22 protein-coding genes are annotated in these 23,172 nt (G+C 44.5%); 15 read left to right on the forward strand and 7 right to left on the reverse strand.

The genetic code is table 11. The features are described 5' to 3' along the window. Positions 1–700: 700 nt before the first annotated feature. The 7 genes from gyrA to dnaA form a co-directional block, all read right to left on the reverse strand. The gene (gene gyrA, locus K8U60_RS17990) at positions 701–3,283 is read right to left on the reverse strand and encodes a DNA gyrase subunit A (protein WP_223643311.1); all 2,583 of its coding nucleotides are present in this window, start codon (positions 3,281–3,283) and stop codon (positions 701–703) included. Between the two features lie 30 nt (positions 3,284–3,313). Further along, positions 3,314–5,242: a DNA topoisomerase (ATP-hydrolyzing) subunit B gene (gyrB, locus tag K8U60_RS17995; RefSeq protein WP_394121107.1), complete on the reverse strand. Its 1,929-nt coding sequence runs from the start codon at positions 5,240–5,242 to the stop codon at positions 3,314–3,316. A gap of 49 nt (positions 5,243–5,291) precedes the next feature. Next, positions 5,292–5,501, reverse strand: coding sequence for a hypothetical protein (locus K8U60_RS18000; protein ID WP_223643313.1), 210 nt, complete (start codon positions 5,499–5,501; stop codon positions 5,292–5,294). Between the two features lie 6 nt (positions 5,502–5,507). Further along, entirely contained in the window at positions 5,508–6,620 is a 1,113-nt protein-coding gene (gene recF / locus K8U60_RS18005; RefSeq protein WP_223643314.1) for a DNA replication/repair protein RecF, read from the reverse strand. Continuing rightward, complete coding sequence (gene yaaA, locus K8U60_RS18010; protein WP_263298735.1) at positions 6,610–6,849, reverse strand: S4 domain-containing protein YaaA; 240 nt, start codon at positions 6,847–6,849, stop codon at positions 6,610–6,612. Before yaaA ends, recF begins: the two co-directional genes overlap by 11 nt. A gap of 106 nt (positions 6,850–6,955) precedes the next feature. Then, on the reverse strand, positions 6,956–8,092 hold the full coding sequence (gene dnaN, locus K8U60_RS18015) for a DNA polymerase III subunit beta (RefSeq protein ID WP_223643316.1): 1,137 nt from the start codon (positions 8,090–8,092) through the stop codon (positions 6,956–6,958). 173 nt (positions 8,093–8,265) lie between these two features. Further along, the gene (gene dnaA / locus K8U60_RS18020) at positions 8,266–9,609 is read right to left on the reverse strand and encodes a chromosomal replication initiator protein DnaA (RefSeq protein WP_223643319.1); all 1,344 of its coding nucleotides are present in this window, start codon (positions 9,607–9,609) and stop codon (positions 8,266–8,268) included. 490 nt (positions 9,610–10,099) lie between these two features. On the opposite strand from dnaA, the gene rpmH reads away from it, so the two are divergent. From rpmH to K8U60_RS18095, 15 genes are all read left to right on the forward strand, one after another. Further along, a complete protein-coding gene (gene rpmH, locus K8U60_RS18025; RefSeq protein WP_038705267.1) occupies positions 10,100–10,237 on the forward strand; it encodes a 50S ribosomal protein L34 in 138 nt (45 codons plus the stop codon). Positions 10,238–10,318: 81 nt separating this feature from the next. Then, a complete protein-coding gene (rnpA, locus tag K8U60_RS18030) occupies positions 10,319–10,660 on the forward strand; it encodes a ribonuclease P protein component (protein WP_223643321.1) in 342 nt (113 codons plus the stop codon). 60 nt (positions 10,661–10,720) lie between these two features. Further along, positions 10,721–11,500 carry a membrane protein insertase YidC gene (gene yidC, locus K8U60_RS18035; RefSeq protein ID WP_223643324.1) on the forward strand — a complete coding sequence of 260 codons (780 nt, stop codon included), beginning with the start codon at positions 10,721–10,723 and terminating at the stop codon, positions 11,498–11,500. Beyond that, positions 11,497–12,237, forward strand: coding sequence for an RNA-binding cell elongation regulator Jag/EloR (gene jag, locus K8U60_RS18040; RefSeq protein WP_223643326.1), 741 nt, complete (start codon positions 11,497–11,499; stop codon positions 12,235–12,237). The genes yidC and jag overlap by 4 nt, the downstream gene beginning before the upstream one ends. A 268-nt stretch (positions 12,238–12,505) precedes the next feature. After that, positions 12,506–13,891, forward strand: coding sequence for a tRNA uridine-5-carboxymethylaminomethyl(34) synthesis GTPase MnmE (mnmE, locus tag K8U60_RS18045; protein WP_223643328.1), 1,386 nt, complete (start codon positions 12,506–12,508; stop codon positions 13,889–13,891). A 22-nt stretch (positions 13,892–13,913) separates the two neighbouring features. Further along, the gene (gene mnmG, locus K8U60_RS18050; RefSeq protein ID WP_223643330.1) at positions 13,914–15,803 is read left to right on the forward strand and encodes a tRNA uridine-5-carboxymethylaminomethyl(34) synthesis enzyme MnmG; all 1,890 of its coding nucleotides are present in this window, start codon (positions 13,914–13,916) and stop codon (positions 15,801–15,803) included. Positions 15,804–15,897: 94 nt separating this feature from the next. Beyond that, a complete protein-coding gene (gene rsmG, locus K8U60_RS18055; RefSeq protein ID WP_223643332.1) occupies positions 15,898–16,611 on the forward strand; it encodes a 16S rRNA (guanine(527)-N(7))-methyltransferase RsmG in 714 nt (237 codons plus the stop codon). An 88-nt stretch (positions 16,612–16,699) separates the two neighbouring features. Next, complete coding sequence (gene noc / locus K8U60_RS18060; protein WP_223643334.1) at positions 16,700–17,566, forward strand: nucleoid occlusion protein; 867 nt, start codon at positions 16,700–16,702, stop codon at positions 17,564–17,566. Between the two features lie 155 nt (positions 17,567–17,721). Beyond that, positions 17,722–18,483 (forward strand): ParA family protein, encoded by a 762-nt coding sequence (locus tag K8U60_RS18065; protein WP_006830554.1) that lies wholly within the window; start codon positions 17,722–17,724, stop codon positions 18,481–18,483. Then, entirely contained in the window at positions 18,476–19,309 is an 834-nt protein-coding gene (locus tag K8U60_RS18070; RefSeq protein WP_223643336.1) for a ParB/RepB/Spo0J family partition protein, read from the forward strand. The genes K8U60_RS18065 and K8U60_RS18070 overlap by 8 nt, the downstream gene beginning before the upstream one ends. A 161-nt stretch (positions 19,310–19,470) precedes the next feature. Beyond that, positions 19,471–20,184 (forward strand): DUF554 domain-containing protein, encoded by a 714-nt coding sequence (locus K8U60_RS18075; RefSeq protein ID WP_223643338.1) that lies wholly within the window; start codon positions 19,471–19,473, stop codon positions 20,182–20,184. A 19-nt stretch (positions 20,185–20,203) separates the two neighbouring features. Next, positions 20,204–21,094 (forward strand): mechanosensitive ion channel family protein, encoded by an 891-nt coding sequence (locus K8U60_RS18080; protein WP_223643340.1) that lies wholly within the window; start codon positions 20,204–20,206, stop codon positions 21,092–21,094. Positions 21,095–21,115: 21 nt separating this feature from the next. Beyond that, the gene (locus tag K8U60_RS18085) at positions 21,116–21,316 is read left to right on the forward strand and encodes a DUF951 domain-containing protein (RefSeq protein WP_146555360.1); all 201 of its coding nucleotides are present in this window, start codon (positions 21,116–21,118) and stop codon (positions 21,314–21,316) included. A gap of 88 nt (positions 21,317–21,404) precedes the next feature. After that, a complete protein-coding gene (gene ychF / locus K8U60_RS18090; RefSeq protein WP_223643342.1) occupies positions 21,405–22,505 on the forward strand; it encodes a redox-regulated ATPase YchF in 1,101 nt (366 codons plus the stop codon). A gap of 275 nt (positions 22,506–22,780) precedes the next feature. Continuing rightward, positions 22,781–23,161 (forward strand): gamma-glutamylcyclotransferase family protein, encoded by a 381-nt coding sequence (locus K8U60_RS18095; RefSeq protein ID WP_223643345.1) that lies wholly within the window; start codon positions 22,781–22,783, stop codon positions 23,159–23,161. The last annotated feature ends 11 nt before the right edge of the window (positions 23,162–23,172 follow it).

Raw genomic sequence — 23,172 nt, forward strand, 5'->3', positions numbered from 1 at the left:
TGTTGACGTTTTGCTGTTCAGTTTTCAAGGTTCAAGTTGTTTGTCGCGCTCATTGGCGACTCAATTAATATACCATGTTTACTATATGAGAGTCAACACTTTATGCAAAAAAACTTCAAGTATATAAGAAATGCTTTTATTGTTAATGAAGAATGTCCAAAACTTCTATATGAAACAACTGCTCTAATCGAACCTTATTTACTTCCCAAGCCACATTGAGGCATTAAAGAAACCCTTGCAAAGGCACAATAAACTAACTGCAAAAAAGATTGTGCGATTTCCAAGTAAGCTTTATAGTCTGAGACACTGGTGGGCCAGGAGCAGGCTTCGCAGATTCTGAAGACTGCCGTGCGGAGCCTAGCAAATGCAAAAAGGTCTAAGCTAAGCTTCACGTTTTTGTTGAAGACGAAGAAAATAAGCAGAGGTGCCGAAAGACGACGCGCATCTTCCCGTCAAGACAGAAATGTATCCAGGCTCCAAGAGATAACCTTCTATATAATGAATATCCGATTTTGTATTTATGGTAGACAAGAGATCGCACCAAAGAAAACTCCGCAAGAAATTCCCCAGTCCCACAACCAAACAACAGTCTCCAACTTCTCTAGTGTCCTCGTAATTCTTCGAAGCCGCACAAGTCTCTGCTGAAATTTCTCCATAAAAAAGCCCGCTGAATATTTATCAGCGAGCTGCAAGTTCGTTCTTATTCTTCGTCTTCTTCTGGAGTTTCTTCTATATCATCAATCTTCTCGTCAGCCACGACATCTTCTTCTTCATAGACATCTGCTTCAGCGCTTTCTTCGATCAATTTCTTTTCAACATCTTCTTCAAGTTCTTCCAACTCTTCAGGGATGTCGATATCTTTCTTGACTTTAGCCACAGTAGCCACGATTTCATCGTCACCGAGACGAATCAAACGAACGCCTTGTGTGCTTCTGCCTGTTGTTGAAATATCATTGACGTCCATGCGGATCAAAATTCCGTTGACGGTGATCAGCATGATGTCTTCTGTTCCGTTAATCGTTCTAACAGCAACAAGCGGTCCGTTCTTGTCGGTGATCTGGCAGGTCTTGATTCCCATACCGCCACGCGATTGAACCCGGTATTCGGATTCTTTCGTCTGTTTGCCGTATCCTTTTTCCGTGATGACCAATACATTGTCGTTAGGATCCAAAATCTCCATGCCAACCACTGCATCTCCATCACGAAGACGGATGCCCCGGACTCCACTGGCTGTTCGGCCCATGCTGCGAATATCCGTTTCAGGGAATCGGATCAATGCACCGTTTCGTGTGCCGATGACCATTTCCTTACTGCCGTCTGTCAACTTAACTGAAATCAGTTCGTCTTCTTCGCGAAGGCTGATGGCAATCAAACCGTTTTGGCGGATGTTGGCGTAGTTCGTCACAGGCGTCCGTTTGCTGATGCCTTCGCGTGTCGTAAAGAAGAAGAAAGCATCTTCCTTGAATTCGTCGACGCGTATAACAGCTGTCACTTTCTCTTCCTTGCTGATCTCCAACAGGTTGACCAGCGGCAAGCCTTTGGCAGTTCGGCCGTATTCAGGAATCTGATACCCTTTTTTACGGTAGACTTTTCCTTTGTTGGTGAAGAACAGAATTGTGTCGTGAGTGGATGTGTACAGTAAATGTTCTACGAAATCGTCTTCGTTGGTGCCCATCCCCTGCACTCCGCGCCCGCCGCGTTTTTGGCTGCGGTAGGTATTGGCCGGCAAACGTTTGATATAGCCATTATGTGTAAGCGTCAATACAGATGCTTCCACTGGAATCAGATCTTCATCTTCAAACATTTCCGCTCCGCCGGTCGTAATTTCCGTTCTCCGTTTATCGCTGAATCGCTCTTTGATTTCAAGCATTTCTTCCTGAATAATTTCAAGGATGCGGTATTCATTCGCCAGAATCTCTCTAAGGTCGTCAATCAATTTCACCAGACCTAGATATTCTTCCTCGATCTTATCCCGCTCCAAACCAGTCAAGCGCTGCAGACGCATATCTAAAATCGCTTGGGATTGGCGTTCAGACAGATTAAAATCGGTCATCAAGCCATTGCGTGCCTGTTCAGCAGTCTGTGATCCACGGATCAAGGCGATAATGGCATCGATATGATCCAATGCAATACGCAAGCCTTCCAGAATATGTGCGCGGTCTTCCGCTTTGGTCAGTTCGAATTGCGTACGGCGGCGAATCACTACTTTTTGGTGCTCCAGGTAATGGAACAGAATTTCTTTTAAACCAAGAACTTTTGGATGGCCGTCTACTAGTGCCAGCATATTGATGCCGAAGCTTGTTTGCATTGCGGTTTGTTTGTATAAATTATTCAATAACACACTTGCACTCGCATCTCTGCGTACTTCAATGACGATACGCATGCCGTTGCGGTCAGACTCATCCCGAAGATCCGTGATGCCGTCGATCCGCTTATCACGAACAAGCTCGGCGATCTTTTCAATCAATCGGGCTTTGTTTACCTGATAAGGGATTTCGTTGACGATAATGACTTCTTTGCCGTTGGCTTTTGTTTCGATATCGACTACCGAACGGACCATAATCGAACCTTTACCCGTTTCATAAGCACGGCGAATGCCGCTGCGGCCAAGAATGATGCCGCCAGTCGGGAAATCAGGTCCCGGGATGAATTCCATCAGCTCTTCAGTAGTGATTGCCGGGTTTTCAGCCAATGCCAAAACAGCATCAATGGTTTCACCCAGGTGATGAGGGGGAATATTAGTGGCCATACCGACTGCGATGCCTGAAGTTCCGTTTACCAATAGATTCGGGAAACGGCTCGGCAAAACAACCGGCTCTTTTTCCTGGCCATCGTAGTTGTCTCGATAATCAATTGTGTTTTTATTCAAATCACGGAGCAATTCCATGGAAATCTTCGACATTTTAGATTCAGTGTACCGCATTGCAGCAGCAGAATCGCCATCAACAGATCCGAAGTTTCCGTGTCCATCCACCAGCATATAGCGGTAGCTGAAATCCTGTGCCATGCGGACCATGGTTTCATAAACCGCTGTATCGCCGTGGGGATGGTATTTACCAATAACATCTCCGACGATACGCGCTGATTTTTTATAGCCTTTGTCTGCAGTAATCCCTAAATCGTACATTGCATAAAGAATACGGCGATGGACAGGTTTTAATCCATCACGCACATCCGGTAAGGCACGGGATACGATAACGCTCATTGCGTAATCCAAAAACGAAGTCCGCATTTCCGTACTTATATTTATTTCTTCAACACCACTGCTAGGCCGTTCAGCCATACCCGCAGCCTCCTCTCAACTCTATATCACTTAAACGTCCAGATTTTTAACGTATTTCGCATTTTCTTCGATAAAGTTACGGCGTGGTTCGACGTCGTCCCCCATTAGAATATGGAAAGTTTCATCCGCCACCATCGCATCGTTTAATGTAACCTGGAGCAATGTCCGCACATCCGGATCCATTGTCGTGTCCCATAGCTGTGTAGCGTTCATCTCTCCAAGCCCTTTATACCGCTGAATATTCGGTTTCGGTGTCGGAGATAATTTTTCAAGTGCATCTTTCAATTGTTGATCTGTATAAACATAATCCACGTGCTTGCCTTGTTTGATCTGGAACAATGGCGGCTGGGCAATATAAATATAGCCTGCTTCAAGCAATGGGCGCATGTAACGGAAGAAGAACGTCAACAGCAAAGTGCGGATATGGGCACCATCAACATCGGCATCGGTCATGATGACGACTTTATGGTAGCGTGCTTTTTCCAGATTGAATTCTTCGCCGATCCCTGTGCCCAGTGCTGTAATGATATTGCGGATTTCAGCGTTGGTGAGGATCCGGTCAAGACGGGCTTTTTCAACGTTCAGGATTTTCCCTCGAAGCGGCAAAATAGCCTGGAAATGACGATCACGGCCTGATTTTGCAGAACCGCCGGCTGAGTCACCCTCAACGATATAAATTTCACTCACTTTCGGATCACGTGATGAACAATCTGCCAGTTTACCCGGAAGGCTGGAGACTTCAAGAACGGACTTGCGGCGCGTGAACTCACGGGCTTTTTTAGCAGCCATCCGCGCATGGGAAGCCATAATTCCTTTTTCAACGATTTTTCGCGAAACGGAAGGATTCTCCAATAAGAATCGCTCAAATCCGCCAGAGAATAAATTATTGACGATGGTGCTGACTTCCGTATTGCCTAATTTGGTTTTTGTTTGGCCTTCAAATTGAGGATCCGGATGCTTGACGGAAATGATTGCAGTAAGACCTTCTCGCACATCGTCTCCGGTCAAGTTAAGATCCTGTTCTTTCAACATGCCGTTTTTCCGGCCATAGTCATTAATGACACGGGTCAAAGCGGTCTTAAAGCCGGATTCATGCGTTCCGCCTTCGTGGGTATTGATGTTATTGGCGAAAGAGAAGATATTTGCTGCGTAGCCCGCATTGTACTGCATCGCTACTTCAACGGTGATGCCTTCTCTTTCAGCTTCAACAAAGATCGCTTCTTCATGAAGGGGATCTTTGGTTTTATTCAGGTGTTCAACATAAGACTTGATGCCGCCTTCGAAATGATAGACTTTCTCTTTTTCTTCGCCTTCGCGCTCATCTCTTGCAATAATTCTCAAACCGCGGTTCAAATAAGCAAGTTCACGCAGACGATGATCCAGGAGGTCAAATTCGTAGACCGTAGTTTCCGTAAAGATTTCTGCATCGGCTTTAAAACGGATTGTCGTCCCCGTATTTTCTGAATCTCCGATTACACGCAGATCTTCTGTTACCGCTCCGCGCTCAAATTTGATGTAATGTCGTTTGTCATCACGGTTTACAAATACTTCTGTCGTTTCAGACAAAGCATTCACTACAGAAGCGCCTACCCCATGAAGGCCGCCGGATACTTTATAGCCGCCGCCGCCGAATTTACCGCCTGCGTGCAGTACCGTCATAATGACTTCAACTGCCGGACGCCCCATCTTCTCCTGCATGCCGACCGGAATTCCGCGTCCGTTGTCTTCCACACGAATCCAGTTGTCCGGTTCAATTGTTACTTGAATCTCAGTGCAATGACCGGCCAATGCTTCATCTATACTATTATCGACGATTTCCCAAACCAAATGGTGAAGCCCTCTTGAACCCGTAGAACCAATATACATCCCTGGTCTTTTACGAACGGCTTCCAATCCTTCCAACACTTGAATCTGACTAGCTTCATACGACTCCTGTAGACCTTTTTCTTCCATAGCCATTCCATTCACCTGCTCTTTCTTACGCATTTCTTACTTCGACCCTGCATATTCACAATCTATTTTCTTCTATTTTTTTCATGATCGCCTGTGTCCGATAAGGGGAACCGTAGATGAAATCTTCGGTCACCACTAAAGATTTTACGGATTCCACAGGAACAAGCAGCCGCACAAAAGCAGCCGGCATCTTATTTTCATATTGAATGACGGCTATAATGTCAGCTATTGGGAGAATTTGTGCTGCTCCAATCTGGATATACACACATCTTCACTCCTTGACTGTCCCTTCGGAAACCTCAAAAAGACGGGCACTTTGAATCGTTTCATGCTGGATGCCTTCAACACTTGTCGTCGTGACAAAGGTTTGCACGGATCCTTTAATCGTATTTAGTAGATGGGACTGCCTGTAATCATCCAATTCGGAAAGTACGTCGTCCAGCAACAATACTGGTGCTTCTCCGACTTCCTGTTTGATCAGCTCAATTTCGGCTAATTTCAATGACAGTGCCGTAGTGCGCTGCTGTCCTTGCGAACCATAGGTCTGCACGTCATAGCCATTGACGAAGAATTGCAGTTCGTCGCGGTGCGGACCGACAAGGGTCACTCCGCGATCAATCTCACGTTTGCGCACTTCCATCAGTTTCTGCTCTAAAAAAGACGCCATTTCTTCAGGCGTCCATTCAGGCTTTAAACCGCTGATCGGTTGATAGCGGATTTGAAGTTGTTCCAGCCCCCGGGAAATGCCGTGATGGATCGGTTCTGCCCATTTTTGCAAAAGTTCCATGAACTGATACCGCTTGCGGATGATTTTGACAGCCGATTCGATGAATTGTTCTGTGTAGACATCGAACATGACGTCGTTGATTGTTTGTTTCCCATAATGTTGCTTCAATATATGATTTCTTTGTTTGAGGAGTTTTTGATAAGTGACCAAATCATGCAGATAAACCGGAGAGATCTGCCCAATTTCCATATCGATGAAACGTCTGCGCACTTGTGGACTCCCTTTGACAAGGTGCAAGTCTTCCGGGGCAAACATGACGACATTCAATTGGCCAATATAATCACTCAGCCTGCGTTGCTCCAAATGATTGACTTTTGCTTTCTTCCCTTTTTTTGACAAGGTGATTTCAAGGGGCAGTTTGCCGTATTTACGGTAAACATCAGCTTTTATTTTACCATATTCAGCTTCCCAGCGTATCAATTCCTTGTCATTCGAAGTGCGATGCGATTTCGCCATGGATAAAACATACAGAGATTCCATGACATTGGTCTTGCCTTGTGCATTTTCTCCTATAAAGACGTTGATCTCTGGAGAAAAATTCAATTCTAGCGATTCGTAGTTCCGATAATTGACAAGCTCAAGGCGGTCAATCCGCATCGAAGCTCATGCCTTCAGCCGTCACGATACGAAAATCTCCAAACCCTGGAATATTTACGAGATCATTTGGACGCAGCTTGCGGCCTCTGCGGTTTTCAGCCTCACCATTTACGAAAACTTCATGCTCACCCAAAAACCACTTGGCCATTCCGCCTGAACTTATTGTATCCGTCATCTTCAACAATTGCCCAAGTGTTATATATTCAGTCTCAATCCCGATTTCTCTCAAAATGCACTCATCCTTCGATTCATAGTCTATCCCTCTATTTTACCCTATTTTAGCTAAAAAGTAAAAAGGATAGCCTATATGGCTATCCTGAGGGTCTGTTTTAAATTTAATATGTTCGGACAGGAAGAATCAGCTGCAAGATCGAATCATCCAATGCTGATTTCAAGATGAATGGACGCATCGCCCCAGTAAACTGGATGACGACATCTTGCCCGTCGATCGCTTTTAACGCATCCATCATAAATTTGGCACTGAAAGAGATTTTCAGCTCTTCGCCTTCGATGCTTTGTGCCTGAAGCTGCTCTTCCACTTTCCCGACTTCCGGTGAGTTGGAAGAAACTTCGACTTCGTTGCCGGCATTCGCTGAAAAACGCACCACGTTATTGCGTTCTTCTCTAGCCAATAGAGATGCTCGGTCAATTGCCTGAAGAAGTGAGCGGCCGTTTACGGTCACCGTTGTCTTGTATTCTGCAGGGATGAGTCGGCTTGTATCCGGATAGTTGCCTTCTAATAGACGGGAAAAGAAAAGAATGTGCTTGGATTTGAATAAAACCTGCTGGTTGGTCATGACGATTTCAACCGCTTCAGACGTATCATCCAGGATCTTGTTCAATTCGGTCAGGCTTTTCCCAGGAATTACAACGCTGTATTCCCCTTCCGGCAAAGTTTCCAATTTGGTTTTACGGCGTGCTAAACGGTGGCTGTCAGTTGCAACACAAACCAGCTCCCCATCTTTTACCTCCCAGTGGACGCCTGTTAATACAGGGCGTGTTTCAGAACTTGATACAGCAAAAACAGTTTCACGGTTGATGGTCTTCAATAGATCTGCAGGAATCGTAAACAAACGATCGTCCTGAATATCCGGCAATTGTGGATAATCCATTGCATCTAAACCGATTAAATGGAATTCGGACTTCCCTGACCGGATATGGGTCTGGAAATTCCCTGTGATTTCAATTTCGACTTCGTTAGTCGGCAATTTACGGATGATCTCTCCAAATACTTTTGCTTGAAGAACAATACTTCCTCCATCTGTTACCTGGATGATCTGTTCCCCATCTTCTTCAGCAGGAATGAATGTCTGGATCGTGATATCAGAATCACTTCCTGTTAATCTCATCCCATCAGAAGAAACATCCATTTTAATTCCCGTTAAGATCGGAATCGTCGTTTTTGAACTTACTGCTTTCATTACATCGTTTAATCCTTCAACTAATCGCTCACGCTTTATCTCGAATTTCATTCTCGAACCTCGCTTATATATATATTTTATTTAAAGGCTTTTAAAGTAATAGTAGTAGTAGGGGCTGTGAATATGTGGATAAGCCCTTTGAAGTCAATAAAAGCAGCTTATCCACATGTAGACAGTCTGTGCATAAACTGCTTGCTTATTTATTGGGTTATCCACAGCCGATTTTACTTGCCAAGCGCACTTTTGATGTCCTTGACGTCCTGCTGGAGCTGCTGATTGTCTTTCAGCATTTTGGAAATCTTGTCGTGCGCGTGAATAACGGTCGTATGATCACGTCCACCAAACTCTTCGCCAATTTTAGGCAAAGAGAAATCGGTCATTTCACGTGACAGGTACATCGCTACTTGGCGCGGATAAGCAATATCCTTGGTGCGGCGTTTTGTTTTAAAATCTTCCAATTTGACATTGAATTGGTCGCCGACTGCGTTTTGGATGTCCAAGATCGTAATGACCTTTGGTTTGGAATTCGGCATGATGTCTTTTAAAGCTTCTGCAGCCAGTTCGGCGCTCATATCACGGTTGATCAAAGAGGAATAAGCCACAACGCGGATCAATGCCCCTTCAAGTTCACGGATATTCGAATCGATGGAATTGGCAATATAGGTCATGACGTCATTCGGGATATCCAGTCCATCCGCTTTTGCTTTTTTGCGTAGAATCGCAATTCGGGTTTCCAGATCAGGAGGTGTAATATCCGTAATCAGGCCCCATTCAAAGCGGGAGCGGAGGCGATCTTCCAATGTCGGGATCTCTTTTGGAGGCCGGTCACTGGAAATGATGATCTGTTTGGATTCTTCATGGAGCGTGTTGAATGTATGGAAGAACTCTTCCTGTGTCTGCTCTTTACCTGCCAAAAATTGAATATCATCGATCAGGAGGATGTCGACACCCCTGTATTTGTCGCGAAATTCACCCGTTTTATTGTCGCGGATCGAGTTGATGAATTCGTTTGTAAATTTCTCCGAAGACAAGTAAACCACTTTGGCGTTCGGATTGTGTTCGAGGACGTAATGTCCGATTGCATGCATTAGATGTGTCTTGCCAAGTCCTACTCCCCCATAGATAAACAGCGGGTTATATGCTTTTGCTGGCGCTTCGGCCACGGCCAAAGAGGCGGCATGGGCGAAGCGGTTGCCTGAACCAATTACAAATGTGTCGAAAGTGTATTTAGGATTCAGCATGCCAGGCAAAAACTCTTGCTGCTGGTCTTGCCCCGGTTTAATGCGAGGCGCAGGGAGTTGAAAATCATCCATATCCTGATCTTTGGGCACAACAAATTTGATCATCATATCATCACCGGTGGAATCTGATAAGATCCCAGTAATCAAGTGCACATAATGGTTTTCCAACCAATCGCGGGCAAAGGAATTCGGCGCTGAAATGGTGACTGTATCATCCTGGTAGGATAAAAGTTTTGTCGATTTTAACCACGTTTCAAAACTTGGTTTGGAGATTTTAGTTTCAACTTGTGCTAAGACACTCGACCAAAGTTCGTCTAAGTGTTCCAATAGCTCTTCTCCTTTATATATAACGATATTTTATAGTATATCATACACAAAATCACAGCTTGTGGATAACATTCATAAACAGGGTGGTGAATAACTGTCCACACCTTACCCACAATTTGTGGATAACTTATTTAGGGTAAAAACTATTAACAAGTGAAAACAAGTTAATGTTACCAAAAAAGAATAGACAATACAAGAAGTTCTTTGAGTTATCCACACATCTTTTTTTGTTCACACAGGAACTATCCACAAGGGGTTTGTATGTTAAAAAACTGTAGATAAGGCTTGTGGATAATTATTTTTCGGAAAAAAACAATACACAGGTCACGCAGGGATAAGAAAAGGAATTGTGCATAACTCGAGAAGAGGAAAAGAAGGAGATCGAGAGAGGTTTTACAATAAGATATTGACATTTATACCCGTGCGCCCTTATAATAGTCGAGACTGTCTTTAGAAAAATAGTTGACTCTTATTATAGGAGGTGTCACATATGACATTGCGCACATACCAACCAAATACACGCAAACACAGCAAAGTACACGGCTTCAGAGCACGTATGAGCACAAAGAACGGACGCAGAATAATAGCTGCACGCCGTCGTAAAGGAAGAAAAGTATTATCAGCTTAAGTCCACTGACCGCATCAGTGGTCTTTTTTTCTTTTCTGCAGCATTTTCAGCAGAGAAGCATTAAAATAAGCAGGTGAATGAATGAACAAGCACCAACGGATCAAGAAGAACAAAGAGTTTCAGCAGATATTTAAAAAAGGAAAGTCCTTTGCGAACCGGCAGTTCATCGTTTATGTAATGAAAAATGAGCAGCCCGAATTCCGCCTGGGGTTATCCGTCAGCAAAAAAGTAGGAAATGCAGTAGCACGCAACCGCATTAAACGTTATATCCGCCAAACTTTCTTGGAATTGAAAGATGATTTATTGCCGAATGCGGATTACATTATCATCGCCCGACCACAGGCGGCCACTTTGGATTTTCACGAAAGCAAGAAAAGCCTTGAACATGTTTTGAAAATTGCACGTGCATTGCCGAAGAAGTAGAAGGCCATAAAGAATAGATGTTATTATAGAAGTAATTGAAATTAGTTTGGGGGAAGAAGGGTGAATAAGAAATTAGTTTTACTTATTTCACTGATTGCAGTGACATTGCTGCTTGCGGGCTGTACAGAGTTTGATCAGCCGATCAGTGACCAGAGTGAAGGGTTTTGGAATAAGTTTATCGTTTGGCCATTGGTGTCAGCCATCACATACTTCAAAGACATACTGGGAACTTACGGTTTCGGGATTATCGCTGTTACGATCATCATCCGATTGGTGATGCTGCCATTGATGGTCAAGCAGACGAAAAGTTCAAAACGTATGCAGGAAGTACAGCCTGAACTTGTTAAACTGAAAGAAAAATACAAGTCGAAAGATGCTGTCACGCAACAGAAATACCAAAAAGAAATGATGGCGTTGTTCCAGGAAAAAGGCGTCAATCCGATGGCAGGTTGTTTGCCGGTTTTGATTCAAATGCCGGTGTTGATCGGGTTTTATCACGCAATCAGCCGTATGAACAGCACACCTGAAATCGATTTGGGCGCATTTCTTATTTTTCCGCTGGCAGAACCAAGCATCATTTTAGCGGTTATCGCCGGTTTGATGCAGTTCGTCGTATTGCGGACTGGACCAGCAATGGACAATCCGCAAATGAAGATCATGATGTATTTCATGCCGGTTATGATCATTGGATTCGGTATTGTTTTACCGTCTGCGTTGACGCTCTATTGGGTTATCGGGAATATCATTTCACTTATCCAAAACCTGGTCATCTATCGTCCATGGGAGAAAAAAGAAGTACAGCAACCTGTTAAAACGAAAGCAGGAGGGGTTAAAAAGTGAAACAGATTACGCAAACGGGTCTAACTGTTGAAAACGCGATATCTGAAGCATTAGAAAAACTCCAAGTTACACGTGAAGAAGTAGACATTAAAGTAATTCAGGAAGAGAAAAAGGGTTTTTTCGGCTTTGGTGCCAAAAAAGCAGAAGTTGAAATCACTGTAATTGAAAAAACCTCTCTTCCTGAAACAGAAAAAACAGCAGAAAATATTGTTGAAGTTCCGGAAAAGTCCGAAATTCTGCCTGAAAAAGAGGGACAAGAGGAAGAAATTCCTGCTGTTTCCAATGAACAGGCGATCCAAGAGACAAAAAATTACATTCAATCAATTGCTGAAGGCATGAAAATTGAAGATTTGTCGATTACACATGAACAACGCGGTAAAAAAGTGAATTTTTATCTGGAAAGCGAGAAAGTAGCCATGCTGATCGGCAAACGGGGACAAACCTTGAATTCCCTTCAGCAATTGGCTCAACTTGTGGCCAATAAATATTCAAACCAGTTTATGATGGTTCAATTGGACGCTGAGAATTACCGGGAACGCCGCCAGGAGACGCTGGAGCAATTGGCGGATCGGATGGCGGACAAAGCGATTCGGACAGGTGGACGTGTGCAATTCGAACCGATGCCGTCTTACGAACGAAAAGTCATTCACCAAGCCTTATCAAGGCGTTTGGACATCGATACGTATTCGGAGGGGAAAGATCCCAACCGTTATCTCGTGATTGAACCGCATAAATAAGTTGAAGCCCGCCATTTCGGCGGGCTTTTTTTATGCCGAATTGACGGAATTTATCAAAATGAAGTGCTGTGTCTTTTGATTTCAAGCGCTTTATGCTAATGTAGTATGTTAGAAAGCCATGTGCATTTACTGGTTGTCCACATGTGGACAACTTTTTTAAAGCAGAAAATAAAGTTATGAACATATATTGTAGCATTTTGGCTGCTGCGTTGCTTTGTTTGTTATCCACAGGGCAGCGTTGCCGCTTTTCTTAAGAGGAGGGAACATCATGGATTTCGACACAATTGCTGCCATATCGACACCGAGCGGAGAAGGGGCAATCGCAATCGTCCGATTGAGTGGTCCGGAAGCTGTCGCCATTGCGGACAAACTATTCCGGGCTCCCAGCAACAAGGCGCTGGCTGCCCAAACGACCCATACCATCCATTACGGACATCTCGAAGATCCGGCGACAGGGGAAGTCGTAGAGGAAGTAATGGTATCGCTCATGAAAGCGCCCAAAACATTTACGCGTGAAGACGTCATTGAAATCAATTGCCACGGCGGAATTGTTTCAGTCAACCGGGTATTGGAATTGGCATTGCGTGCAGGAGCAAGACTTGCAGAGCCTGGCGAGTTCACCAAACGGGCATTTTTGAACGGCCGCATCGATCTGTCCCAGGCAGAAGCGGTCATGGACCTCATTCGCGCGAAGACGGACCGTGCCATGGATGTCGCACTCAATCAGATGGAAGGGCGGCTGTCAAAGCTGATTGGCACGCTGCGCCAGGCATTGCTGGAATCGATAGCCCAGATGGAAGTCAATATCGACTATCCGGAATATGACGACGTGGAGGAAATGACACGTCCGATCATGCTGGAAAAATCAAAATGGGTCCGTTCGGAAATCGATAAATTGCTTCAGACATCCTCACAAGGGAAAATCTTGAGAGAAGGGCTTTCTACCGTTATTTTGGGGCGCCCCAATGTCGGTAAATCTTCTCTATTGAACAGCCTTGTTCAGGAAAATAAAGCCATTGTTACAGAAATAGCGGGGACGACCCGTGATATAATAGAAGAATACGTAAATGTTCGCGGTGTTCCGCTGCGTTTGGTCGATACCGCGGGAATTCGGGAAACAGAAGATATTGTCGAGCGGATCGGTGTTGAACGTTCACGAAAAGTACTGAAGGAAGCCGATTTGATTCTTTATGTCCTGAATTATGCAGAGGCACTCACTCCGGAAGATGAGCTTTTGTTTGAGGCCGTCAAGGATATGGACTATATTGTCGTTATCAATAAAACCGATTTGCCTCAGAAAATCGACCTGGAGCAAGTGCAGAAACTGGCAGGCGATAAATTGCTGGTGACGACTTCTTTAATCGAAGAAGAAGGCATCGATCAGCTTGAAGAAGCCATTGCTGACCTGTTTTTCCAGGGAGAGATCGAAGCAGGGGACATGACCTATGTATCCAATGTGCGCCATATCGCCTTGTTGCATCAGGCACACCAAACCATTTCAGATGCCATTGGAGCTGCGGAAATGGAAGTTCCCGTAGATATGATTCAAATTGACGTCACCCGAACTTGGGAGATTCTTGGTGAAATTATTGGGGATACCGCAGATGATGGCCTCCTGAACCAATTATTCTCGCAGTTCTGTCTAGGGAAATAAAACTCGAAGGGAATGAACGAACATGCCACAATACGAAGCAGGCACGTTCGATGTCATCGTCGTAGGAGCCGGACATGCAGGAGCGGAAGCTGCTCTTGCATCGGCACGGATGGGCGCTAAAACGCTTGTTTTGACGATGAATCTGGATATGATCGCATTCATGCCATGCAACCCATCCATCGGTGGGCCAGCGAAAGGCATCGTTGTACGTGAAATTGACGCACTTGGCGGAGCCATGGGACGCGTTATCGATAAAACACACATTCAAATGAGAATGTTGAATACAGCTAAAGGACCGGCAGTACGCGCATTGCGTGCGCAAGCCGACAAAGTGCTCTATCAGCAGGAAATGAAACGCCTGATGGAAGAGGAACCGAATTTAACCTTGCATCAAGGAATAGCTGAAGAATTAGTTGTCGAAGACGGCAAAATTCAAGGATTGCTCACACAAGTAGGGGGCATTTACCGTGCAAACTCAGTGGTCATCACAACCGGGACATTCCTGCGCGGTGAAGTCATCATAGGGGATCTGCGCTATTCAAGCGGGCCGAATAACCAGCAGCCGTCCATCAAATTGGCTGAAAATCTGGAAAAGCTCGGTTTTGAAACGGTTCGTTTTAAAACCGGGACACCGCCGCGTGTCAACAGCAACAGCATTGACTACAGCAAAACCGAAATTCAGCCCGGCGACGATGTGCCGCGCGCGTTCGGCCATGAAACCACTGAATACATCACCGACCAGCTGCCATGCTGGCTCACTTACACAAACGAAAAAACGCATCAGATAATTGATGATAATCTGCACTTGTCCCCGATGTATTCCGGCATGATCAAAGGGACCGGACCGCGCTATTGTCCGTCGATCGAAGACAAAGTTGTCCGTTTCAATGATAAGCCACGCCACCAGATCTTCCTGGAGCCGGAAGGCCGTAATACGCGTGAGGTTTACGTACAAGGCCTTTCAACCAGTTTGCCTGAACATGTGCAGCGGAAGCTTCTGGAATCGATTCCAGGGCTTGAGAAGGCTGAAATGATGCGTGCAGGTTATGCCATCGAATACGATGCCATCGTACCGACGCAATTATGGCCGACACTGGAGTCGAAACAGATAGAAAATCTGTATACGGCAGGGCAGATCAACGGAACTTCCGGTTACGAAGAAGCAGCCGGCCAGGGACTGATGGCCGGTATCAACGCAGCCGCGAAAGTGCTTGGCAAAGAAGAAGTCATTCTGAGCCGTTCGGATGCGTATATCGGCGTACTGATCGATGATTTGGTGACAAAAGGGACGAATGAACCTTATCGTCTGTTGACTTCCCGTGCAGAATACCGGTTATTGCTGCGCCACGACAATGCAGATATGCGTTTAACGGAATTGGCTTATGCAATCGGTATGATCAAGGAAGAGCGCTATGAGAAGTTCCTTGCGAAAAAAGACCGCATTGAAGAAGAAATCAAACGCTTGAGAAGCATTATGATCAAGCCGAATGAACTTACCCAGCAGGTGATCCGTGATGCAGGGGGCAGTGAATTGAAGGACGGCATTCGTGGAGCGGATCTGCTGAAACGCCCTGAAATGAACTACGATATGATTTCCCAGCTGACAGCTTCGCTCGTGGACCTTGAAGATGAAGTAAAAGAGCAAGTTGAAATTCATATCAAATATGAAGGCTATATCGAAAAATCATTGCAGCAAGTCGATAAACTTAAAAAAATGGAAAACAAAAAAATTCCCGAAAATATCGATTACCATGCGATTTCAGGAATTGCGACTGAAGCCCGCGGCAAACTTGCAGAAGTTCGTCCGTTGTCCATTGCACAGGCTTCCCGCATCTCCGGCGTAAATCCGGCTGACATATCCATCTTATTGGTGTATATTGAACAAGGAAAGATTGCGAAAATATCAGTTTGATCTTAAAGGCATAAGCTAGACAACAAAATGGGCTGGCTCACACCAGTCCATTTATCTTTTACATAGAAAACCATAAAAGAGGGAGGAAGCCAGTTTGAATGAACAACAGTTTAAAGATGCCCTCAGTGAAAAAGGGATCCTCTTGACCAATGATCAGCTGGAGCAGTTCCGGATCTACTACAAGGAATTGGTCGAATGGAATGAAAAAATGAACCTTACAGCAATCACAGAGCAACCAGCTGTTTACTTAAAACACTTCTATGACTCCATTACTGCAGCGTTTTATTTGGACTTTACAAAATCAATGAAGCTTTGTGACGTCGGTGCCGGTGCAGGATTCCCCAGTATCCCACTTAAAATCTGTTTTCCCCATATCGAAATTACGATTGTGGATTCCTTGAACAAACGCATTCAGTTTCTGGAGCATTTGAGCGGGGAACTTGGACTTACAAAAGTACAGTTCGTCCACTCGAGGGCAGAAGATTTTGGTCAGTCCATTCACCGTGAAAGCTATGACTTAGTGACCGCACGTGCCGTAGCCCGTTTGTCAGTCCTGGCGGAATTATGTGTCCCTCTTGTTAAAAAAGGCGGAGTTTTTGCAGCCATGAAAGCTGCATCTGCAGCCGATGAGTTGGATGATGCAGAAAAAGCTTTGCAAAAGCTGGGTGTTAAGCTGGAAGCTGTCCATTCATTCCTGTTGCCGATGGAAGAAAGCGAACGCTATATCCAAGTCTTTAAAAAGTTCAAAGAAACACCAAAGAAATACCCGCGGAAAGCTGGAGTTCCAAACAAGTCGCCAATCTCTTAATGTTTCACGTGGAACATTTTACTGCCAAGGGAATATGAGTGATAAAGATTCAGCAGCTAAGTGAGCTTGTAAAAGGTGGTGCTTGAGGATGAAAAGTCCTTTTTCACGTTTCTTCGGAGGCGGCGATAAAGCAAATGAGACAGCGAAGAAAGAAGCGGCTGAACACAAGACTTCAGAAGAAGTCATGAAATTGCCGCTCGACAAAATACATGCCAATAAATATCAGCCTAGAACGGTTTTTGATCAAGAGAAGATTGAAGAATTAGCCAGGACCATCCATGTCCATGGAGTGATTCAACCGATTGTGGTCAGAAAATCCGTAAATGAAGGCGAATACGAAATCATTGCGGGAGAACGTCGTTTCCGTGCCATGAAATCACTTGATTGGACAGAAGTTCCGGCAATCATCCGGAACTTGAGCGACAAAGAAACGGCTTCTATTGCGTTAATCGAAAATCTTCAGCGCGAAGAACTTACTTCTATAGAAGAGGCGCATGCCTATCAAAATCTATTGGAGATCCAAGAGATTACGCAGGAAGCATTGGCGCAGCGTCTTGGCAAAGGACAGTCCACAGTGGCCAATAAGCTGCGGCTGTTGAAACTTCCGGAAGAAATTCAGACCGCATTACTGAACAGGTTGTTAACGGAACGGCATGCCAGAGCCCTTTTAAAGGTGAAAGATGCAGACCAGCAGAAAAAGCTGTTCGATGAAACCGTTGAAGAAAAATTAAATGTAAAGCAATTGGAAATGAAAGTGAGTAAATTGCTGACGGCCGAACCGAAAAAGTCGAAAGCGCGTAGAAAAGCGGTCAGCCGGGACATGCGGATTGCGATGAACACCATTAAAGAATCATTGAACATGGTTTCTAAAAGCGGAATTGATTTGACTGCTGAGGAAGAAGAACATGAAGAATATTATCAAATCACTGTAAAAATTCCGAAAAAGAAATCATGAAGCGCTCTTTCCGTATGGAAAGAGTTTTTTTAATGGCTTTGCCATCGTATTGTTGAAAAATTTTGATACAATAAGAAAATGGAAGCCTAATAGAATAGCTAAAACAACGGTTCCGCAGTAAAATGAAGAGAGTATCAAAGAAAGTTGGTGCAAGTGTGGGTAGAACTATTGCGATCGCCAATCAAAAGGGCGGCGTAGGAAAAACAACGTCTTCAGTGAACTTAAGTGCCTGCCTTGCTTATTTAGGCAAAAAAGTTCTGTTAATAGATATCGATCCTCAAGGAAATGCCACCAGTGGAGTGGGGGTAAACAAAGGGGATGTCGATCAATGCATCTACGAAGTTTTGATTGATGATGTGGATGTTAAAAGCACGATCATGGAAACAAAAGTAGAAAATTTGCATGTGGTCCCTGCAACAATTTCCCTGGCAGGAGCTGAAATTGAATTGGTTTCCACCATTTCGAGAGAAGCCCGCCTGAAAAATGCTCTGGAAGAAGTCAAAGATATGTACGATTACATAATCATTGATTGTCCACCGTCTTTGGGGTTGTTGACCTTAAATTCATTGACAGCTTCGGATGCCATCATTATTCCAGTGCAATGTGAATACTATGCGTTAGAAGGACTAAGCCAATTATTAAGTACTATTCGCTTAGTGCAAAAGCATTTAAATCATGATTTAATGATTGATGGTGTGTTGTTGACCATGCTGGATGCTCGGACTAATTTGGGGATTCAAGTTATTGAAGAAGTGAAAAAGTACTTCCAGGACAAAGTCTATAAAACAATCATTCCAAGAAATGTGAGATTGAGCGAAGCACCAAGCCATGGAGAGCCAATTATCATCTATGATCCAAAATCCAGAGGCGCAGAAGTGTATTTAGAATTGGCGAAGGAAGTGATTCATAATGGCTAAAGGATTGGGAAAAGGCATTAACGCGTTGTTTCCGGGCGAAACAATCAACGAAGCGGATAAAGTAAACCAGATAAGCGTCAGCAAAATTGGAGCAAACCCATACCAGCCACGTAAAAATTTCGACCAGGCAGCTTTGGAAGAATTGGCGGAATCCATTAAAGAACACGGAATTTTACAACCGATTGTTGTAAGAAAAAAAGGCGAAAAATACGAACTAGTCGTTGGCGAACGCCGTTTCCGTGCTGCTAAATTGATCAAATTAAAAGAGGTTCCGGCCATCATTAAAGAACTGACAGACCAACAGATGATGGAACTTGCTATATTAGAAAACCTTCAACGGGAAGATTTAACCCCGATTGAAGAAGCGGAAGCTTACCAGAAACTAATGGAAGCCCTGAATTTGACGCAAGAGCAACTTGCTTTCCGTTTAGGGAAAAGTCGGCCTCATATCGCCAACCATGTGCGTTTGTTGGCATTGCCTGAAAATGTACGTACACTCATTTCCGATAAGCAATTGTCTATGGGACATGGGCGGACGCTATTAGGTTTAAGAAGCAAAAAGCTTATTCCTGAAACAGCGGAAAAAGTGGTTAAGGAAAATTTGAATGTCCGCCAGCTGGAGAATTTGGTGCAGCGTTTAAATGAAGATGTTCCACGTGAAACAATCGAGAAAAAGAAAGATCTTTTTATAGAAGAAAAACAATCGGAACTCCGAGATCGTTTTGGCACGAAAGTTCAAATCAAGAAAAACAAGAACAAAGGGAAGATAGAAATTGAGTTTTTCTCAGAAGACGATTTGGAACGGATTTTAGAGTTGCTAAGCTGACGAGTGCCTATTTCCCGGAAAAGGGAAATAGGTTCTGTTTTTGAGAAGTGAAATAATAAAGGATTTAAAAAGCGCTCGAAGAAAACGTTGAATTCTCTTTCAAAAGAGGGAGAAGAGAGATTTTCCGTAAACGAAGTGCAATGTGAGAGAGGAGAAATGCAATGGTTCTCTTAGGGACATTGATAAATGCTATTTTGATTGTAGTGGGAACCATTCTTGGAAGAGCTCTCCGCAATATTCCTGAAAAGATGAAGGAGACCGTCATGTATGTGATTGGCCTGGCGGTGGTTGTACTTGGTTTGCAGATGGGATTTGAAAGCCAGAACTTCGTCATTGTCATCATCAGTTTAGTGCTGGGAACAGTCATTGGAGAATGGATGGATCTAGAAGGCAAACTGAATGGATTCGGTCACTCCATTGAACGAATGTTAGGAGCGAAAGAAAGTAAAGGCAGCCTTGCTCAAGGGTTTGTAACAGCCACTTTAATATTTGTCATTGGAGCAATGGGAATCATTGGTGCGATGGAAAGTGGACTGAGCAATGAGCATGGCGTCCTGATTTCCAAAGGAATCATTGATGGATTCACCTCTATTGTGTTGGCTTCCACGCTTGGCATCGGTGTTTTGCTATCAGCAATTCCTGTATTTGTATACCAAGGATTGATTGCCTTGTTTGCAACTCAAATCAGTTTGGTGATTCCAGATGCGGCACTGGATATGTTCATTATGGAAATGAGCGCAACTGGTGGAGTCATGATTGCTGCCATTGGATTGAATATGATGGGCGTGACGAAAATCAGAGTCGCAAATCTATTGCCGGGAATATTGGTTGTTGGAATAGTGGTTACGATTATCTATAAATTTAATTTGATGTAAGTGCAGGGAAGGTGAAAGAGTGAACATTGAAAAAATGACACAACGAATTATAGGCGTACTATCGGATGAGGCAATGTGGATGGACCTGGTCATCATCTTTTTGAAAGTCGTCTTGATTACCATAGCCGCGGTTGTCCTAGTGAAAGTCTTGCGTGTCTTGATACGGAAAACTTTTTCCGTACGCATCAAAGGTCCGCTCCTTTATAACGAACGGAGACAGCAAACCTTATCAAAGTTATTGTCCAATGTAGTAGCGTATGTTGTGTATTTCATAGCGGCAGTTTCTATTCTGTCGACGTTTACCATCGACATTACCGGTTTGATCGCCGGAGCCGGGGTGCTGGGCTTAGCCGTTGGTTTCGGTGCACAGAACCTGGTGCGCGATGTAATCACCGGATTTTTCATTATTTTTGAAGACCAATTTTCGGTGGGGGACTATGTACGCGTTGGTGTCGCCGAAGGGACCGTGGAAGAGATCGGATTACGGACGACAAAAGTGAAGGCTTGGACGGGCGAATTGTTTATCTTTCCGAATGGCACGATCACGGACGTTGTAAACTTCTCGATTCACAATTCCATTGCGGTGGTCGATGTCAATATTTCCTATGAATCGGACATCACGCGTGTGGAAAGCTTGATTATGGAATTTCTGGACACCTTGCAGGATCGATACGAACAAATCATCAAACCTGCAGAATTGCTGGGGGTACAAAACCTGACAACGACTGAAATCGTTATGCGAATTACAGCAGAAACCTTGCCGATGCAGCACTTTGCTGTGGCTAGAGGAATGCGCCGCGATCTGAAGGACTTCCTGGATCAACGCGGCGTCGAGATTCCGTATCCGCGGATGGTTATGATGCAGCGGAATCCTGAAGAAGCTGCACCAGCCAAAAGTGCGAAAACTTAATGGATAGAAGGAGGCCGACTCATGGAAATGAAGGAGTTTGGACTGAACGATATAGTTGAAATGAAAAAAGGCCATCCATGTGGAGCCAATGCCTGGAAGATTATTCGTATGGGGGCTGACGTCCGGATTAAATGTGAGGGTTGCCAGCACAGTGTGATGCTGCCGCGTATGGAATTCAATAAGAAGATGAAAAAAGTTTTAGTTAAAGCCGAAGCGGAATGAAAAATGGACAATTCGGGTTTTCATTCCTATAATGGAATGGTTGTGTAAAAAATAATTCGTTTTATATAGAGGAAAGGTTGTGCATCCTATGGCATTAACTGCAGGGATTGTAGGATTACCAAACGTGGGGAAATCCACATTATTTAATGCAATAACAAAAGCGGGTGCCGAAGCGGCAAACTATCCGTTCTGTACAATAGATCCAAACGTTGGAATTGTCGAAGTTCCAGATGAGCGTCTTGATAAATTGACGGAATTGGTGGATCCGAAAAAAACCGTACCGACGGCTTTTGAATTCACCGATATTGCGGGAATTGTCGAAGGCGCCAGCAAAGGAGAAGGACTAGGGAACAAATTCCTGTCCCATATCCGTGAAGTTGATGCGATTTGCCAAGTTGTCCGTTGTTTTGCCGACGACAACATCACGCACGTTACGGGAAAAGTAGACCCGATCTCTGATATTGAAGTCATTAACCTGGAATTGATATTGGCGGATATGGAAAGCATCGAAAAACGCATTGCACGCGCAGCGAAATTAGTGAAACAAAAAGACAAAGAAGCTGTTGCCGAAGAACCAGTTCTGATGAAATTGCGTGAAGCCTTTGAAAACGGCCAATTGGCGCGTTCAATTGAATTCACAGAAGACGAACTGCGCATTGCTAAAGGCTTGAACCTATTGACGATCAAACCGATGCTTTACGTGGCAAACGTTTCAGAAGATGAAATCGCAGATGCGGATGACAATGAATACGTTCAGCAAGTCCGTGAGTTCGCAGCGAAAGACAATGCAGACGTCATCGTAATCTGTGCGAAGATCGAAGAAGAAATGGCTGAACTGGAAGACGAAGAAAAAGAAATGTTCCTTGAAGAACTGGGCATCAAAGAGTCTGGATTGGATCAATTGGTTAAAGCTTCGTACAGCTTGCTTGGATTAGCCACTTACTTTACAGCCGGCGTTCAGGAAGTTCGTGCATGGACATTTAAAAAAGGCATGAAAGCACCACAATGTGCCGGCGTCATCCACTCTGACTTCGAACGCGGATTTATCCGTGCCGAAACTGTGGCTTATGAAGACCTGGTTGAAATGGGTTCAATGGCAGCAGCAAAAGAAGCAGGGAAAGTGCGTCAAGAAGGCAAGGAATACATCGTCAAAGACGGCGACGTAATGCTGTTTAGATTTAACGTCTAAAAGCGAGGATGGCCGTCAAGGTTCGACAGGCATAAGGCGAACCAGCAGAGTGGCGCTCTTTGCCACGCCGCTGGGTTGTCTTATGACCCGAGAATCTGGCCACCGCAGCTGGATAAAGCTAAAAGCGGAAACGACCGTTATGCTCTGACAGGCGTAAGACGGTCTGGCGAAGCGGCGTTTTCCAGCCGCACCAAAAGTTCGGATGTTCAGTACCACAAAACTAAAAAATAACCGGGTGCCTTGCCGCATCCGGTTTTTGCATGGAGGAATAGGAAATGTTGTTATTTGCATACGGAACGCTGAAACAGGGCGGGAAGTATCATTGTTATTTGGAAGAAGCGGAATTGGTGGAAGAACAGGCGACAGCTAAAGGAATATTGTATGATACCGGGATGGGTTATCCGGCGATGGTTTTGTCGGACAGTGGACAGATTGAAGGGGAAGTATACGATATCCCGGATGTGTTGTGGCCAGCTTTGGATTTCTTAGAAGAGTATTCGGGCAATCCGGAGACCGATATGTACGACAAGGTGACAGTTGAAGTGGAGGCGGGAAACCACTCTATGGAAACAATTGTGTATATCGCAAAAAGTGAAAAACTGTTGAAAGAACGAATTGAAACAGGGAAATGGGAGAGTACCCATTCTGCAGTATAGAAAAAAACGCC

This window comes from Planococcus circulans (genome assembly GCF_020023385.1).
In the GTDB taxonomy this organism is placed as follows: Bacteria; Bacillota; Bacilli; order Bacillales_A; family Planococcaceae; genus Planococcus.

What these genes read in the sequence shown, in the direction of transcription:
- gyrA (WP_223643311.1), bottom strand. Translation starts at nt 3,283, where the DNA reads ATGGCTGAACGGCCTAGCAGTGGTGTTGAAGAAATAAATATAAGTACG.
- gyrB (WP_394121107.1), bottom strand. Translation starts at nt 5,242, where the DNA reads ATGGCTATGGAAGAAAAAGGTCTACAGGAGTCGTATGAAGCTAGTCAG.
- recF (WP_223643314.1), bottom strand. Translation starts at nt 6,620, where the DNA reads ATGCGGATTGACCGCCTTGAGCTTGTCAATTATCGGAACTACGAATCG.
- dnaN (WP_223643316.1), bottom strand. Translation starts at nt 8,092, where the DNA reads ATGAAATTCGAGATAAAGCGTGAGCGATTAGTTGAAGGATTAAACGAT.
- rpmH (WP_038705267.1), top strand. Translation starts at nt 10,100, where the DNA reads ATGACATTGCGCACATACCAACCAAATACACGCAAACACAGCAAAGTA.
- rnpA (WP_223643321.1), top strand. Translation starts at nt 10,319, where the DNA reads ATGAACAAGCACCAACGGATCAAGAAGAACAAAGAGTTTCAGCAGATA.
- mnmE (WP_223643328.1), top strand. Translation starts at nt 12,506, where the DNA reads ATGGATTTCGACACAATTGCTGCCATATCGACACCGAGCGGAGAAGGG.
- mnmG (WP_223643330.1), top strand. Translation starts at nt 13,914, where the DNA reads ATGCCACAATACGAAGCAGGCACGTTCGATGTCATCGTCGTAGGAGCC.
- noc (WP_223643334.1), top strand. Translation starts at nt 16,700, where the DNA reads ATGAAAAGTCCTTTTTCACGTTTCTTCGGAGGCGGCGATAAAGCAAAT.
- K8U60_RS18070 (WP_223643336.1), top strand. Translation starts at nt 18,476, where the DNA reads ATGGCTAAAGGATTGGGAAAAGGCATTAACGCGTTGTTTCCGGGCGAA.
- K8U60_RS18075 (WP_223643338.1), top strand. Translation starts at nt 19,471, where the DNA reads ATGGTTCTCTTAGGGACATTGATAAATGCTATTTTGATTGTAGTGGGA.
- K8U60_RS18085 (WP_146555360.1), top strand. Translation starts at nt 21,116, where the DNA reads ATGGAAATGAAGGAGTTTGGACTGAACGATATAGTTGAAATGAAAAAA.
- ychF (WP_223643342.1), top strand. Translation starts at nt 21,405, where the DNA reads ATGGCATTAACTGCAGGGATTGTAGGATTACCAAACGTGGGGAAATCC.
- K8U60_RS18095 (WP_223643345.1), top strand. Translation starts at nt 22,781, where the DNA reads ATGTTGTTATTTGCATACGGAACGCTGAAACAGGGCGGGAAGTATCAT.